The sequence below is a fragment of the Paucibacter sp. XJ19-41 genome (assembly GCF_028462495.1).
GTDB lineage: Bacteria > Pseudomonadota > Gammaproteobacteria > Burkholderiales > Burkholderiaceae_C > Roseateles_E.
Map to the genome: position 1 here is coordinate 1 of NZ_JAQOWX010000119.1, position 16738 is coordinate 16738.

Sequence of the window (16738 nt, forward strand, 5' to 3'; positions counted from 1 at the left end):
GGTCAACGTGACCGATGGTGCCCACATTGACGTGCGGCTTGGTGCGTTCAAATTTGCCTTTTGCCATTTCAAATCTCCAGAAAAGAGCATGCGCCAGTCTGTTGGTTTAGCGTTTCCATCGAACCCTTGATTCCCGCCGACTGGCAAACGGGAGAGCTTCGACGAAGACGAATAGGGAAAGCCGAAGCCACCAGGCCTCGGCTCAGCGCTTACTTGCCGCGCGCGGTGATGATGGCGTCAGCCACATTCTTCGGAGCTTCCGAATAATGCTTGAACTCCATCGTGTACGTGGCACGGCCTTGCGACATCGAGCGCAGGGTCGTCGAGTAGCCGAACATTTCCGACAGCGGCACCTCGGCCTTGATGGACTTGCCACCGCCGACCATATCGTCCATGCCTTGCACCATGCCGCGACGCGAGGACAGATCGCCCATAACGTTACCAGCATAGTCTTCCGGCGTTTCGACTTCCACGGCCATCATCGGCTCCAGGATCACCGGCGAAGCCTTGCGGCAGCCTTCCTTGAAGCCCATGGACGCGGCCATCTTGAAGGCGTTTTCGTTCGAGTCGACTTCGTGGTACGAACCGAAGGTCAGCGTGACCTTGACGTCCACCACCGGGAAGCCGGCCAGCACGCCGTTGGGCAGCGAGTCAATGATGCCCTTCTCGACCGCCGGGATGTACTCGCGAGGAACCACACCACCCTTGATCGCATCGACGAACTCGAAGCCCTTGCCCGGCTCCTGCGGCTCGACGGTCAGCACGACGTGGCCGTACTGGCCCTTACCGCCCGACTGACGCACGAACTTGCCTTCAACGTCCGAAGCCGTCTTGCGGATCGTTTCGCGGTAGGCCACTTGCGGCTTGCCGACATTGGCTTCCACGCCGAACTCGCGCTTCATGCGGTCGACGATGATTTCCAGGTGCAACTCGCCCATGCCCGAGATGATGGTCTGGCCCGACTCTTCATCGGTGCGCAGACGGAAGGACGGGTCTTCCTTGGCCAGACGGCCCAGGGCGATACCCATCTTTTCCTGGTCGGCCTTGGTCTTGGGCTCGACGGCCTGCGAGATCACCGGCTCCGGGAACACCATCTTTTCCAAGGTGATGATCGATTCCGGATCGCACAGCGTTTCGCCGGTGGTCACGTCCTTCAGGCCCACGCAGGCGGCGATGTCGCCGGCCAGAATTTCCGAGATTTCTTCACGCTGGTTGGCGTGCATCTGCAGAATACGGCCGATACGCTCCTTCTTGCCGCGGATCGGGTTGAACACCGAGTCGCCCGACTTCAGCACGCCCGAATAGACGCGCACGAAAGTCAACTGGCCAACATAGGGGTCGGTCATCAGCTTGAAGGCCAGGGCCGAGAACTTGGCCTCGTCCGAAGCGTCGCGGGTGGTCGGCTGGTCGTCTTCGTCGGTGCCCGGCACCGGCGGCACATCGATCGGCGAAGGCATGAAGTCGATCACGCCGTCCAGCATACGCTGCACGCCCTTGTTCTTGAAGGCGGTGCCGCAGAACATCGGCTGGATTTCAGCGGCGATGGTGCGGGTGCGGATGCCCAGAACAATTTCCTCTTCGGACAACTCGCCCGACTCGAGGTACTTGTTCATCATGTCTTCGCTGGACTCGGCTGCAGCCTCGACCAGGTTGTCGCGCCACTTCTGAGCATCGGCCTGCATTTCGGCCGGGATGTCGCGATAGTCGAACTTCATGCCCTGGGAGGCATCGTCCCAGTAGATCGCCTTCATCTTGATCAGGTCGATCACGCCCAGGAAGTTTTCCTCGGCGCCGATGGGCAGCACGACGGGCACGGGGTTGGCCTTCAGGCGAACCTTCATCTGCTCGACAACCTTGTAGAAGTTCGCGCCGGTGCGGTCCATCTTGTTGACGAAGGCCAGGCGGGGCACCTTGTACTTGTTGGCCTGGCGCCAGACCGTCTCGGACTGCGGCTGCACGCCGCCCACGGCGCAATAGACCATGCAAGCACCGTCCAGCACGCGCATCGAGCGCTCGACTTCAATCGTGAAGTCCACGTGTCCGGGGGTGTCGATGATGTTGATGCGATGCTCGGGGCGGGCCAGATCCATGCCCTTCCAGAAGCAGGTGGTGGCAGCCGAGGTGATCGTGATGCCACGCTCCTGCTCTTGCTCCATCCAGTCCATGGTGGCGGCGCCATCATGCACTTCACCAATCTTGTGGTTCACACCCGTGTAAAACAGGATGCGCTCGGTTGTCGTGGTCTTGCCGGCATCGATGTGCGCAGAGATACCGATATTGCGGTAGCGCTCGATGGGGGTCTTGCGGGCCATGGTGTCACTCCAAATGCAGTGAGCCGCCAACGGGTCAGTAGTAACCCGAGGCGGCCGGAACGGGGAAGATTAGAAGCGGAAGTGCGAGAACGCCTTGTTCGCTTCGGCCATGCGGTGAACTTCATCACGCTTCTTCATGGCACCGCCGCGGCCTTCAGCGGCCTCCAGCAGCTCATTGGCCAGACGCTGGGCCATGGACTTTTCACCGCGCTTGCGGGCCGACTCTTTGAGCCAGCGCATGGCCAGAGCCATACGACGGACGGGACGAACTTCCACGGGAACTTGGTAGTTCGCACCGCCGACGCGGCGGGACTTCACTTCGACCATGGGCTTCACGTTGTTCAGGGCGACCATGAACACTTCCAGCGGATCCTTGCCGATCTTCTTCTCGACCTGGTCGAGGGCACCGTAAATGATGCGCTCGGCGACGGCCTTCTTGCCCGATTCCATGATGACGTTCATGAACTTGGACAGATCGACGCTACCGAACTTGGGATCCGGCAGGATTTCGCGCTTGGGTACTTCGCGACGACGTGGCATGGGAATCTTCCTCTTGCTTCAGTTGGTGCGGGCATCTGCCCGACGACCTTGGACGACCACCGACATCAGGGGCCATCCACTTACTCGGCTGCTGCATGCCTGGGGCACTGCACAAACCGCAAAAAATCTGGCGACAGCCTGGGGCGCCGCACCATGACAACCTGATGATTACTTCTTCGGACGCTTCGCGCCGTACTTGGAACGCGACTGCTTGCGGTCTTTCACGCCTTGCAAGTCCAGCGAACCGCGCACGATGTGGTAACGCACACCCGGCAAGTCCTTGACACGACCGCCGCGCACCAGCACGACACTGTGCTCTTGCAGGTTGTGGCCTTCACCGCCGATGTACGAGATGACCTCGAAACCGTTGGTCAGACGCACCTTGGCGACCTTACGCAGCGCGGAGTTCGGCTTCTTAGGCGTGGTGGTGTACACGCGGGTGCACACGCCACGACGCTGAGGGCAGTCCTGCATCGCCGGCGACGTGGATTTCGTGACCTCGGCCTGACGGCCGTGGCGCTCGAGCTGATTGATAGTTGGCATAAGTAACTTGTTCCCGTTTGAAGTCACAGATCTCTCGGCAGCAGCAGCCCCAATGGCTTTCAAAACGCCTCAGATCTCCACCACCGCTAGAAACGAACAAAAGCACCACGCCTGGGCGCGGTGCATTTTCATTTCAGTCAGAGGTGGCTGTAGACGCAGCTAGACCTACCGAAGAGCCTGCGATTGTAGCCCAGCTCGGCGCCAGCACACAAGCCGGCCCGGTTGCGCACCGCCAGCGGCCGCTTCGCCGGGGTATGCTGCGCGCCCGAACCCAAGGGCTGCCATGCTGATTCCGACACCCGACGAGCGCCCGCTGCTCGTCATCGACACCCAGGTCGTGATGGACTGGCTGATCTTCAAGGACCCCTCGACCGAGGCCCTGGTGGCCGCGCTGGAGTCCGGTCAGGCTCAATGGATAGGCACACCCAGCATGCTGGCCGAGCTCAGACATGTGCTGGGCCGGGGCGTGGCAGCCAGCTACGCGCCGGACCTGGAACTGATCGAAGCAAGCTTCGCCCGGCTCTGCCTAACAATCGACCAAGCCCCGCCACCGTCCGTGCGCCTGCTCTGCCGGGACCCGGATGACCAGATCTTCATCGATCTGGCGCTGGCTGCGCCGGCGCGCTGGCTGATCTCGCGCGATCGCGCCGTGCTGGCCCTGGCCAAGCGCGCACGCAAGCTCGGGCTGGACATCCTGACGCCGTCGGCCTGGAACAAGCAGCAGGCCGGATCCGCCCCGCCATGAAAAAGGGCCACCCGAGGGTGGCCCTTTGAGGCTTGGAGAAAAGCGCTGAGCCTTATTCGGCGCTGCCTTCCGAAGCACTGTCCACGCTGGCCATCTGGGCAGCCGCCAATTCCTCGGCCTCCTGCTGGGCGATGGAGCGGCGCTCGGCGTCGTCCATGCTTTCCTTGGCACGACGGGCGTCGTGGAAGGCCATGCCGGTACCGGCAGGGATCAGGCGGCCGACGATGACGTTTTCCTTCAGACCGCGCAGCTCGTCGCGCTTGCCCATGATGGCAGCCTCGGTCAGCACGCGGGTGGTTTCCTGGAAGGAAGCCGCAGAGATGAAGGAATCGGTCGACAGCGAAGCCTTGGTGATACCCAGCAGCACATCGGCGTGGGTGGCAATCATCTTGCCCTCCGCGCGCAGACGGTCGTTGGTGTCCAGCAGCTCCGAGCGCTCGACCTGCTCGTTGACAATGTAGTGCGAGTCGCCCGAGTTCGTGATCTGCACGCGACGCAGCATCTGGCGAACGATCACCTCGATGTGCTTGTCGTTGATCTTCACGCCCTGCAAACGGTACACGTCCTGCACTTCGTCGACGATGTAGCGAGCCAGCTCTTCGATACCCAGCAGACGCAGGATGTCTTGCGGGTCGGCGGCGCCGTCCACAATCAATTCGCCGCGATTGACCACCTGGCCTTCGTGCACCAGGATGTTCTTCTCCTTGGGCACCAGCTCTTCGTGCTTGCTGCCATCCGGGTCGGTGATTTCCAGGCGAATCTTGCCCTTGGTCTCCTTACCGAACGAGACCGTACCGGTACGCTCGGCCAGCACGCCGACATCCTTGGGCGAACGGGCTTCGAACAGTTCGGCCACACGCGGCAGACCGCCGGTAATGTCGCGAGTCTTCTGGCCTTCGACCGGGATACGTGCCAGCACTTCGCCGGGGAACAGATCCTGACCGTCGCGGATCTGGATCAGCGAGCCAACCTGGAAGCCGATCGTCACCGAGTGGTCGGTGCCGGGGATCTTCACTTCGTTGCCATTGACGTCGAGCAGCTTGACCTGCGGGCGGATCACCTTGGCAGCGCCACGGCGCTTCGGATCGATCACCACCAGGGTAGACAGGCCGGTCACTTCGTCGACCTGCTTGGCCACCGTCACGCCCTCTTCCACATTCTCGAAGGTCGCCTTGCCGGCGAACTCGGTAATGATGGGGCGGGTCAGCGGATCCCAGTTCGCCAAGATCGTGCCAGCCTTGATGGTCTGGTCGGCCTTGATGTTCAGGATCGCGCCGTACGGCACCTTGTGACGCTCGCGCTCGCGGCCATGCGGGTCGGCAATGATGATTTCGCCGGAACGCGAAATCACCACCAGATCGCCCTTGCCGTTCGTGACGTAGCGCATCGTGGCATTGAAGCCGATGATGCCGTCCGACTTGGCTTCGACGCTGGAGGCCACCGCTGCACGCGACGCCGCACCACCGATGTGGAAGGTACGCATCGTCAGCTGGGTACCCGGCTCACCGATCGACTGGGCGGCGATCACGCCGACCGCTTCACCGGTGTTGACCAGGCCGCCACGGCCCAGATCGCGGCCATAGCACTTGGCGCACAGGCCGAAGCGCGTGGCGCAGGTCAGCGGGGTGCGGACCTTGATCTCGTCGACGCCGGCCTGCTCCAGCATGTCCAGCGTGTCTTCGTCCAGCATATTGCCGGCCGCCAGCAGCACGCCTTGGGTCTCGGGGTGCAGCACATCGATGGCCGCGACACGACCCAGCACGCGGTCGCGCAGCGATTCGATGACTTCACCGCCTTCGACCAGGGCACGCATATTCATGCCGTTGTCGGTGCCGCAATCCACTTCGGTGACGACCAGATCCTGGGTCACGTCGACCAGACGACGGGTCAGGTAGCCCGAGTTCGCGGTCTTCAGCGCCGTATCCGCCAGGCCCTTACGAGCACCGTGGGTGGAGATGAAGTACTGCAGAACGTTCAGACCTTCGCGGAAGTTCGCCGTGATGGGCGTCTCGATGATGGAGCCGTCAGGCTTGGCCATCAGGCCCCGCATACCGGCCAGCTGGCGGATCTGCGCGGCCGAGCCCCGGGCGCCCGAGTCGGCCATCATATAGATGGAGTTGAAGGACTCCTGATCCACTTCGCGGCCGTTGCGGTCGATGGTCTTCTGCTTGGACAGCTGGGTCATCATGACCTTGCCGACCTCGTCACCGGTCTTGCCCCAGATGTCGACGACCTTGTTGTAGCGTTCGCCGGCGGTCACCAGGCCCGAGACATACTGCTGCTCGATTTCCTTGACTTCCTTCTCGGCACGCTCGATCAGCAGCGGCTTCTCCGGCGGCACCAACATATCGTCCACCGCGATCGAGATACCGGCGCGCGTGGCCAGACGGAAACCGCTTTGCAGCAGCTTGTCGGCCAGCACGACGGTTTCCTTCAGACCGCACTTGCGGAACGAGGTGTTGATCAGGCGCGAGATTTCCTTCTTCTTCAGCGCCTTGTTGATATTGGCGAAAGGCAGGCCCTTCGGCAGGATCTCGCTGAGCAGGGCGCGGCCGACGGTGGTGTCCACCAACTTGGTCTCGGCGATCCACTCGCCGGTTTCCTTGTTCTTGGAGTACTCGGTCAGGCGCACGCTGATCTTGGCGGTGATCTCGACCACGCCGTTTTCCAGTGCACGGATCAGCTCGGGGATGTCCGAGAAGATCAGGCCTTCGCCCTTGCCGTTGATGCGCTCGCGGGTCGCGTAATACAGACCCAGCACCACGTCTTGCGAGGGCACGATCGAGGGTTCGCCGGAGGCCGGGAACAGCACGTTGTTGGAGGCCAGCATCAAGGTGCGGGCTTCCATCTGCGCTTCGATCGATAGCGGCACGTGGACGGCCATCTGGTCACCGTCGAAGTCGGCGTTGAAGGCGGCGCAGACCAGCGGGTGCAGCTGGATGGCCTTGCCTTCGATCAACACCGGTTCGAAGGCCTGGATGCCCAGACGGTGCAGGGTCGGCGCGCGGTTCAGCAGCACCGGGTGCTCCTTGATGACCTCTTCCAGGATGTCCCAGACCACCGGCGTGCCGGATTCGACTTCCTTCTTCGCCGCCTTGATCGTCGTCGCGATGCCCATGGCTTCGAGGCGCGAGAAGATGAAGGGCTTGAACAGTTCCAGCGCCATCAGCTTGGGCAGACCGCACTGATGCAGCTTCAGGGTCGGACCCACCACGATGACCGAACGGCCCGAGTAGTCGACGCGCTTGCCCAGCAAGTTCTGACGGAAACGACCGCTCTTGCCCTTGATCATGTCGGCCAGCGACTTCAGGGCACGCTTGTTCGCGCCGGTCATCGCCTTGCCGCGGCGGCCGTTGTCCAGCAGCGAGTCGACGGCTTCCTGCAGCATGCGCTTTTCGTTGCGCACGATGATCTCAGGGGCCTTCAGCTCCAGCAGACGAGCCAGGCGGTTGTTGCGGTTGATGACGCGGCGATACAGATCGTTCAGATCCGAGGTCGCGAAGCGGCCGCCGTCCAGCGGCACCAGCGGACGCAGGTCCGGCGGCAGCACGGGCAGCACTTCCAGCACCATCCAGTTCGGCTTGATACCGGACTTCTTGAAGGCTTCCATCACCTTCAGGCGCTTGGAGTTCTTCTTGACCTTGAGCTCCGAGCCGGTCATGTCGTTGCGCAGGCGATCGATCTCGACGTCGAGATCCATCTCCTCCAGCAGCTTCTTGATGCCCTCGGCACCCATCAGCGCGATGAACTCGTCACCGAACTCCAGGCGCTTCGCGTCGTAGTCGTCCTCGGTCATGATCGAGAACTTCTTCAGCGGGGTCATGCCCGGGTCGACGACCACATAGGCTTCAAAGTACAGCACGCGCTCGATGTCGCGCAGCGTCATGTCGAGCACAAGGCCCAGACGCGAAGGCAGCGACTTCAGGAACCAGATATGGGCGCAGGGCGCGGCCAGGTCAATATGACCCATGCGGTCACGACGCACCTTGGTCTGGGTGACTTCAACGCCGCACTTCTCGCAGATCACGCCGCGGTGCTTCAGGCGCTTGTACTTGCCGCACAGGCACTCGTAGTCCTTGATCGGGCCGAAGATCTTGGCGCAGAACAGGCCATCACGCTCGGGCTTGAAAGTCCGGTAGTTGATGGTCTCGGGCTTCTTCACCTCACCGAAGGACCACGAGCGGATCTTCTCTGGCGAGGCCAGGCGGATCGCAATCGCGTCGAAGTGCTCGTCGGGCGTGAATTGCTTGAACAGGTCCAGCAAACCTTTCATGTGTCTCTCCTGTTCCTAATTAGTTGCGCTCGAGTTCAATGTCGATGCCAAGGGAACGAATTTCCTTGACCAGGACGTTGAACGATTCCGGCATGCCGGCTTCGATGGCGTGTTCGCCCTTGACGATGGACTCGTACACCTTGGTGCGGCCGTTCACGTCATCGGACTTCACAGTCAGCATTTCCTGCAGGATGTAGGAGGCGCCATAAGCTTCCAGCGCCCACACTTCCATCTCACCGAAACGCTGGCCGCCGAACTGCGCCTTACCACCCAGCGGCTGCTGCGTGACGAGCGAGTACGGGCCGGTCGAACGGGCGTGCATCTTGTCGTCCACCAGGTGGTGCAGCTTCAGCACGTGCATATAGCCGACCGTGACCGGGCGCTCGAAAGCCTCGCCGGTGCGGCCGTCGTGCAGCTGAGCCTGGGTGCGCGTGGCGGTCAGACCCTTCTTGGCGGCGATGTCGTCCGGGTAGGCCAGCTTCAGCATGCCGCGGATTTCTTCTTCCTTGGCGCCGTCGAACACCGGCGTCGCGAACGGCACGCCATGGCGCAGGTTCTGCGCCATCTCGATGACTTCGTCGTCGCTCAGGTCGTCCAGATGCTCGGTCTTGCCACCCGACTTGTTGTACAGCTCATCGAAGAACTGACGCAGCTCGGACACGCGGGCGTGCTCCTGCAGCATGTCGCCGATGCGCTGGCCAATGCCCTTGCCGGCCCAGCCCAGATGCACTTCCAGGACCTGACCCACGTTCATCCGCGAGGGCACGCCCAGCGGATTCAGCACGATGTCGGCAGGCGTACCGTCGGCCATATAGGGCATGTCTTCGATCGGAGCGATCTTGGACACCACACCCTTGTTGCCGTGACGGCCGGCCATCTTGTCGCCAGGCTGCAGGCGGCGCTTGACGGCCAGGTAGACCTTGACCATCTTCAGCACGCCGGCCGGCAGCTCGTCGCCCTGCGTCAGCTTCTTGCGCTTCTCTTCGAAAGCCAGGTCGAAGCTGTGGCGAGTCTGCTCCAGAGAGTTCTTGATCGACTCCAGCTGGTTGGCGACATCATCCTCGGCGGGACGGATGTCGAACCAGTGGAAGCGCTCGACGCTGCTCAGATAAGCCTTGTCGATGACCGTGCCCTTGGCGATCTTCTGAGGGCCGCCGTTGGCGACCTTGCCGTTCAGCAGCTTCTCGATACGGTCGAAGGCATCGCTTTCGACGATGCGCAGCTGATCGTTCAGGTCCAGGCGGAAGCGCTTGAGCTCATCGTCGATGATCTGCTGGGCGCGCTTGTCGCGCTGGATGCCTTCACGGGTGAAGACCTGCACATCGATGACGGTGCCGTTGGTACCCTGGTCGACACGCAGCGAGGTGTCCTTCACGTCCGAAGCCTTCTCGCCGAAGATAGCGCGCAGCAGCTTCTCTTCCGGGGTCAGCGTGGTCTCGCCCTTGGGCGTGACCTTGCCGACCAGCACGTCGCCGGGGCCGACTTCGGCGCCGACGTAGACGATGCCCGACTCGTCCAGACGCGAGAGTTGCTGCTCGCTCAGGTTCGGGATGTCGCGGGTGATTTCCTCGCTGCCCAGCTTGGTGTCACGCGCCATCACCACCAGTTCCTCGATATGGATCGAGGTGTAGCGGTCTTCGGCGATCACACGCTCCGAGATCAGGATCGAATCTTCGAAGTTGTAGCCGTTCCAGGGCATGAACGCGACCAGCATGTTCTGGCCCAGTGCCAGCTCACCGATGTCGGTCGAGGCGCCATCGGCAATGATGTCCTCGGCCGCCACCTTGTCACCACGGCGCACGATGGGGCGCTGATGGATGTTGGTGTTCTGGTTGCTACGCTGATACTTGATCAGGTTGTAGATGTCGACGCCGACTTCACCGGCCACGGTCTCGTTGTCGTTGACGCGGATCACGATGCGGTTGGTGTCGACATAGTCGATCACGCCGCCGCGACGCGCGGCCACGACGGTACCCGAGTCCTTGGCCGCGACGCGCTCGACGCCGGTACCCACCAGGGCCTTCTCTGGACGCAGCGTCGGCACGGCCTGGCGCTGCATATTGGCACCCATCAGTGCGCGGTTCGCATCGTCGTGCTCGAGGAAGGGCACCAGCGAGGCCGCGACCGACACGATCTGCGTCGGCGCCACGTCCATGTACTGGATGCGCTCGGGCGAGGTCAGCACCGATTCGCCGTTTTCACGCGCCGAGACCAGCTCGTCGGTCAGCTCGCCGGCAGGATTCAAGGTCGCGTTCGCCTGGGCGATCACGTACTTGCCTTCCTCGATGGCCGACAGATAGTCGATCTGGGTCGTCACCTTGCCGTCGACGACGCGGCGGTAAGGCGTTTCCAGGAAGCCGTACTCGTTGAGCTGTGCATACAGCGCCAGCGAGTTGATCAGACCGATGTTCGGGCCTTCCGGCGTTTCGATCGGGCAGACCCGGCCGTAGTGGGTCGGGTGCACGTCACGGACTTCGAAGCCGGCGCGCTCGCGGGTCAGACCACCCGGGCCCAGGGCGGAAACACGACGCTTGTGCGTGATTTCCGACAGCGGGTTGGTCTGGTCCATGAACTGCGACAGCTGCGAGGCACCGAAGAACTCCTTCAGCGCCGCGGAGATCGGCTTGGAGTTGATCAGGTCGTGCGGCATCAGGGCTTCGGTCTCGGCCTGGCCCAGACGTTCCTTGACGGCCTTCTCGATACGCGCCAGGCCCGAGCGGTACTGGTTCTCGGCCAGTTCGCCGACGCAACGCACGCGACGGTTGCCCAGGTGGTCGATGTCATCGACCTCGCCGCGGCCATTGCGCAGCTCGACCAGAATCTTGACGACGTCGAGGATGTCCTCGTTCGACAAGTTCATATTGCCTTCCGGCGTGTCGCGGCCCACGCGGGCGTTGAACTTCATCCGGCCGACGCGCGACAAATCGTAGGTGTCGGTGCTGTAGAACAGGCGGTTGAACAGCGCTTCGACAGCGTCTTCCGTCGGCGGCTCGCCGGGGCGCATCATGCGATAGATCGCGACGCGCGCGGCCAGCTGGTCGGCGGTTTCGTCCGAGGCCAGGGTCTGGCTGATGTAGGCGCCCTCATCCAGCTCGTTCGTGAACAAGCACTGGATGTCCTTGATGCCGGCCTGGCGCAGCTTCTTCAGCAGCGCGTCGGTCAGCTCTTCATTGGCCTTGGCAATGATCTCACCGGTGTCGCCGTCGACCATGTTCTTGGCCAGCACGCGGCCGACCAGGAAGTCTTCGGGCACGGTCACATGCTGGGTGCCGCTTTGCTCAAGCTGGCGCACATGACGGGCGGTGATGCGCTTGTCCTTCTCGACGATGACGGCACCGCTCTTGTCGGTGATGTCAAAGCGGGCGACCTCGCCCTTCAGGCGGTCGGCAACGAACTCCATCTGCGCGCCGGCGTCCATCAGACGGAAATTGTCGAAGACGAAGAAGTGCGCCAGGATCTGCTCGGGGTTCAGGCCGATGGCCTTCAGCAGGATCGTGACCGGCATCTTGCGGCGACGGTCGACACGGAAGAACAGGATGTCCTTGGGGTCGAACTCGAAGTCCAGCCAGGAGCCGCGGTAGGGAATGATGCGGGCCGAGAACAGCAGCTTGCCGGACGAGTGGGTCTTGCCCTTGTCGTGTTCGAAGAACACGCCGGGCGAGCGGTGCAGCTGGGAGACGATGACACGCTCGGTGCCATTGACGATGAAGGAGCCGTAGTCGGTCATCAGGGGCACTTCGCCCATGTAGACCTCTTGCTCCTTGATCTCCTTGACGGTCTTCGCCTGGGGCGACTCACGGTCATAGATGATCATCTGCAGGCGCGCACGCACGGCCGCCGCATAGGTCAAGCCACGCTGCTGGCACTCACGGGTGTCGAACGGCGGCTTGGCAATATTGAATTCGAGGAATTTCATCTCCACGAAACCGTTGTGCGAAACAATCGGGAACGCGGACAGGAAAGCAGCCTGCAGGCCTTCGGGCTTGCGCTTGGCTGGAGGCACTTCTTTTTGCAGGAAGGCGACGTACGACTCCTTCTGCATGGTCAGCAAGTAGGGAACGTTGAGAACGCTCTCGCGCTTACCGAAGCTCTTGCGGATTCGCTTGCGCTCGGTATAGCTATAGGGGGTTGTTTGCGCCATAAACACTCCGTGTCGAGAGCCCACCCCTGGCCGTGGGACGGGCTTCGTCGGCGACTGGCTTGTCGAGCCCGATCCAGAACGGACGGCTCGATGCTTGGTGGTTGGCCACTACCAACCGCTGGCGGACAACCCCGGCATTGCACCTGGGCCCGACCAAACCGGTTCTCTGCAGTCGGATCAGAGAACACTTGAAAGAACCGCGCATCATACCCTGCGCGGGGCTTTCAACTATTCTCAACCGGATAAACCCTTGAAACGGGGAAAGGGGAGGTCTTGCGACCGCCCCTTTCTAGTCAGCGAGGTCAGAGCTGCTGCGCAGGCCTGACCCCAGACAATCACTTCAGCTCAGCCTTGGCGCCGGCTTCTTCCAGCTTCTTCTTGGCGGCTTCAGCGTCAGCCTTGGCCACGCCTTCCTTGACAGCCTTCGGAGCGCCGTCGACCAGGTCCTTGGCTTCCTTCAGGCCCAGGCCGGTGATTTCGCGCACAGCCTTAATCACCGAGACCTTGTTGGCGCCGGCTTCCAGCAGCACGACGTTGAACTCGGTTTGCTCTTCAGCAGCAGCAGCGCCGCCGCCAGCAGCGCCACCGGCGGCCGGAGCAGCCATCGAAGCGGCGGACACGCCAAACTTCTCTTCGATTGCCTTGACCAGATCGTTCAGTTCCAGAACGGTCATGCTGTCCAGGGCGGTCAGGAATGCGTCTTTATCGAATGCCATGATGTGTTTCTTCCTATATACAGATTGCTTGCGTTTGACGGGATCGTCTTAGGCTGCAGCGGGGGCTTCGGCAGCAACTTCCGTAGAAGCAGCGCCAGCACCACGTTGTGCAGCCAGGGCCGCCAGCACGGCCGCGGTGCGTTGCACCGGCGACTTGAGCAGGCCGGCGATTTGCGACAGCAGCACTTCCTTGCTCGGAACAGCCGCCAGCGCCTTCACGCCGTTGACGTCCAGAGCCTTGCCGCCGTAGGCACCACCCTTGATGACGAGCTTGTCGTTACCCTTGGCAAAGTCAGCGATGACTTTGGCCGCAGCGACCGCGTCTTCCGAAAAGCCGTAGATCAGCGGGCCGACCATGCTCTCCGAGGCAGCTTCGAACTGGGTGCCGGCAACAGCGCGACGAGCCAGGGTGTTCTTCAGCACGTGAAGATAGACACCCTTGGCACGCGCGTCGATGCGCAGCTTGTTCAAGGCTTCCACGGTGAGGCCACGGTACTCGGCCAGCGCCAGGGTCTGCGACTTGGCAGCTTGCGCTGCGACGTCGGAGACAACGGCTGCCTTCTCGTTGCGATTGAGACTCAAGGTCTACTCCTCACATTACGCCTCCGACCCCGTGTGTTGAGCACAGGACCTTCGGCACCGGGATTCAGCGACCTTCTGTTCAGGAAAATCCTTTACAGCGGGACCGCCATCTGCGTTGGCAGGGAAGACACAAGGCCATCCCGATTAAGCGTCACCCCCGATACAGCGGGGCTTCACACCAACGGTCTTGGATGACGCGCGGGCAAGAAAACCTGCCCACGCCCCACCAATTCATCAGCACGGCGCCAGACTTCGCGCCGCACCTCAACTTCTTTGCTTAGGCGTTGGCCTGGGCATTGATGCTGGCGACATCCACACGGGCACCAACGCCCATCGTAGAGGACACCGCCACCTTGCGCAGGTAGACACCCTTGCTCGACGCCGGCTTGGCCTTGTTCAGGGCCTCGATCAGCGCGCGCAGATTGCCTTCCAGCTTGTCGGTGTCGAACGAACGACGGCCGAGGGTGCCGTGGATGATGCCGGCCTTGTCAACGCGGAACTGGACCTGGCCAGCCTTGGCGTTCTTGACAGCGGTCGCGACGTCCGGGGTCACGGTGCCAACCTTGGGGTTAGGCATCAGGCCGCGCGGGCCCAGGATCTGACCCAGGGTACCGACAATACGCATCGTGTCCGGCGAGGCGATCACAACGTCGAAAGGCATGTCGCCAGCCTTGACGCGCTCGGCCAGGTCTTCCATGCCAACGATGTCGGCGCCTGCGGCGCGGGCTTCGTCAGCCTTGGCGCCTTGGGCGAACACGGCGACGCGCTTGGTCTTGCCGGTGCCGTTAGGCATCACGACGGCGCCACGCACCACTTGGTCCGACTTCTTGGCATCGATGCCCAGTTGCACGGCCACATCGATCGACTCGTCGAACTTGGCGGTAGCCAGGCTCTTGACGAGGTTCAGGGCTTCACCCAGCGTGTACAGCTTGGTGGTCTCGACCTTGCCTTGCAGGGCCTTTTGGCGCTTAGTCAGCTTTGCCATCTCAAACACCCTCCACCAGCACGCCCATCGAACGGGCGGAACCAGCAATCGTACGAACGGCGGCGTCCAGATCAGCGGCGGTCAAATCCTTGACCTTGATCTTGGCGATCTCTTCCAGCTGAGCACGGGTCAGCTTGCCAACCTTCTCGAGGTGAGCCTTTTGCGAGCCCTTCTCGATCTTGGCGGCCTTCTTGATCAGCGCGGTCGCCGGGGGCGACTTGATCACGAAGGTGAAGCTCTTGTCCGCAAACGCGGTGATGACCACCGGCAGCTTCATGCCCGGCTCATGGCCCTGCGTCTGGGCGTTGAACGCCTTGCAGAACTCCATGATGTTCAGGCCACGCTGACCCAGCGCGGGACCAACCGGAGGCGAAGGATTCGCCTTGCCGGCAGCGACTTGCAGCTTGATAAAGCCGACAATCTTCTTTGCCATATTTCTCTCCAATCAGTGGCGCGGCGCAAACAGCGCCACGACACCTGAGTGCTAGCGCAAAGGACTGGTTACCTTTGCTCCTCTTGTCCGCATCTCGTCGCGGACTGACTACGGTCGGTATTGGCAGCCGAAGCCGCCGGGCACCGACGAGCCTTAAACCTTCTCGACCTGCGCGAAGTCCAATTCCACCGGCGTGGCACGACCGAAGATCGTGACCGAGACACGCACCTTGGACTTGTCGTAGTTGACTTCCTCGATCGCGCCATTGAAGTCGGTAAACGGACCCTCCTTGACGCGCACCACCTCGCCCACCGTCCATTCGACCTTGGGCCGGGGCTTCTCGATGCCTTCTTGCATCTGGTTGACGATCTTCATCACCTCGGCTTCCGAGATCGGAGCCGGGCGGTTCTTCGCACCACCAACGAAACCGGTCACCTTGGAGGTGTGCTTGACCAAGTGCCAGGTGTCATCTTCCATCACCATTTCCACCAGCACATAGCCGGGGAAGAAACGACGCTCGGTGACAGCCTTCTTGCCGTTCTTCAGCTCGACGACCTCTTCGGTCGGCACCAGGATACGGCCGAACTTGTCCTGCATGCCGGCGCGATCAATGCGCTCGCGCAGATTGCGCTCGACAGCCTTCTCCATGCCCGAATAGGCATGAACCACATACCAACGCTTGGGCAGACCGGTGGGCACCGCGGCCTCACCGCCGGTGACAACGCCTTGTTCTTCGCTCATTGCAGTCCTTCCGCCTCTCAGCGCTTCCAGCCCAGGATCAGGTCGTACAGCACCCATTCCAATGTCTTGTCGGTCAGCCACAGGAACAAGGCCATCACCAGCACGAAGGCGAACACATAGCCCGTCATTTGCGTCGCCTCCTTGCGCGTCGGCCACACGACCTTGCGCACCTCACGCGCCGAGTCCTGCCCGTAGGCGATCAGCGACTTGCCCGACTCCGAGGTGAAGAACGCGGCAGCGGCGGCAACCAGCAGCACCAGCAACGCGCCCCACTGGGCAATCGGACCCTGCTTGGCGAGCGCGTAAAAAGCCACCAGCGCGCCCACCAGCAAGAGCACGGCAGCAGCCAGCTTGGCCTTGTCGGCGCCGGTCGTGACCGTTTCGACTTGAGGATTGGACATAGAACTTTCTTTAGCACCTGTGCCCGGCGGCAAACCACCCGGCCCAGACAATCAAATCACGGGATACCCAACAGCAGCAAAGCCCGCCGGGAACAGTTCCCGCGGGCTGATGCTTGACCACTTGGACCGGTCGCTTTTATCCGAAGCGACTGGCAGGGGCAGAGGGTCTCGAACCCCCAACCTTCGGTTTTGGAGACCGACGCTCTGCCAATTGAGCTATGCCCCTGTGGCCTTCTAACTTTAAGCGATGATGGTCGCCACGACGCCGGAGCCGACGGTACGACCGCCTTCACGGATGGCGAAGCGCAGGCCGGTTTCCATCGCGA

General features: G+C 62.1%; 12 protein-coding genes, 1 tRNA gene and 2 pseudogenes. 1 reads left to right on the forward strand and 14 read right to left on the reverse strand.

From position 1 onward, the window contains the following. The 4 genes and pseudogenes from PO768_RS23230 to rpsL form a co-directional block, all read right to left on the reverse strand. Positions 1-67, reverse strand: a pseudogene (locus tag PO768_RS23230) (GTP-binding protein); the annotation flags it as partial. Positions 68-209: 142 nt separating this feature from the next. Further along, positions 210-2312: an elongation factor G gene (gene fusA / locus PO768_RS23235; protein ID WP_137945771.1), complete on the reverse strand. Its 2103-nt coding sequence runs from the start codon at positions 2310-2312 to the stop codon at positions 210-212. 69 nt (positions 2313-2381) lie between these two features. Further along, positions 2382-2852, reverse strand: a complete 471-nt coding sequence (rpsG, locus tag PO768_RS23240; RefSeq protein WP_119046632.1) for a 30S ribosomal protein S7 — start codon at positions 2850-2852, stop codon at positions 2382-2384. Between the two features lie 168 nt (positions 2853-3020). Further along, the gene (gene rpsL, locus PO768_RS23245; protein ID WP_272647951.1) at positions 3021-3395 is read right to left on the reverse strand and encodes a 30S ribosomal protein S12; all 375 of its coding nucleotides are present in this window, start codon (positions 3393-3395) and stop codon (positions 3021-3023) included. Positions 3396-3678: 283 nt separating this feature from the next. Between rpsL and PO768_RS23250 the strand changes: the two genes are divergently transcribed. Next, complete coding sequence (locus PO768_RS23250; protein WP_272647952.1) at positions 3679-4140, forward strand: PIN domain-containing protein; 462 nt, start codon at positions 3679-3681, stop codon at positions 4138-4140. Between the two features lie 52 nt (positions 4141-4192). Here PO768_RS23250 and rpoC read toward each other — a convergent pair whose 3' ends face one another. The 10 genes and pseudogenes from rpoC to PO768_RS23300 form a co-directional block, all read right to left on the reverse strand. Continuing rightward, positions 4193-8413 carry a DNA-directed RNA polymerase subunit beta' gene (rpoC, locus tag PO768_RS23255; RefSeq protein WP_272647953.1) on the reverse strand — a complete coding sequence of 1407 codons (4221 nt, stop codon included), beginning with the start codon at positions 8411-8413 and terminating at the stop codon, positions 4193-4195. Positions 8414-8432: 19 nt separating this feature from the next. Next, positions 8433-12554 (reverse strand): DNA-directed RNA polymerase subunit beta, encoded by a 4122-nt coding sequence (rpoB, locus tag PO768_RS23260; protein WP_137945767.1) that lies wholly within the window; start codon positions 12552-12554, stop codon positions 8433-8435. Between the two features lie 335 nt (positions 12555-12889). After that, positions 12890-13270: a 50S ribosomal protein L7/L12 gene (gene rplL / locus PO768_RS23265; protein WP_137945766.1), complete on the reverse strand. Its 381-nt coding sequence runs from the start codon at positions 13268-13270 to the stop codon at positions 12890-12892. A gap of 48 nt (positions 13271-13318) precedes the next feature. Continuing rightward, entirely contained in the window at positions 13319-13852 is a 534-nt protein-coding gene (gene rplJ, locus PO768_RS23270) for a 50S ribosomal protein L10 (protein ID WP_137945765.1), read from the reverse strand. Between the two features lie 277 nt (positions 13853-14129). Further along, positions 14130-14837, reverse strand: coding sequence for a 50S ribosomal protein L1 (gene rplA / locus PO768_RS23275; RefSeq protein ID WP_137945764.1), 708 nt, complete (start codon positions 14835-14837; stop codon positions 14130-14132). Between the two features lies 1 nt (position 14838). Next, positions 14839-15270, reverse strand: a complete 432-nt coding sequence (gene rplK, locus PO768_RS23280; RefSeq protein WP_137945763.1) for a 50S ribosomal protein L11 — start codon at positions 15268-15270, stop codon at positions 14839-14841. A 153-nt stretch (positions 15271-15423) separates the two neighbouring features. Next, positions 15424-16011 carry a transcription termination/antitermination protein NusG gene (gene nusG, locus PO768_RS23285; protein WP_137945762.1) on the reverse strand — a complete coding sequence of 196 codons (588 nt, stop codon included), beginning with the start codon at positions 16009-16011 and terminating at the stop codon, positions 15424-15426. 17 nt (positions 16012-16028) lie between these two features. Next, positions 16029-16412: a preprotein translocase subunit SecE gene (gene secE, locus PO768_RS23290; protein WP_262971606.1), complete on the reverse strand. Its 384-nt coding sequence runs from the start codon at positions 16410-16412 to the stop codon at positions 16029-16031. A gap of 150 nt (positions 16413-16562) precedes the next feature. After that, a tRNA-Trp gene (locus tag PO768_RS23295) sits at positions 16563-16638 on the reverse strand. Between the two features lie 14 nt (positions 16639-16652). Next, a pseudogene (locus PO768_RS23300) lies at positions 16653-16738 on the reverse strand (EF-Tu/IF-2/RF-3 family GTPase); the annotation flags it as partial.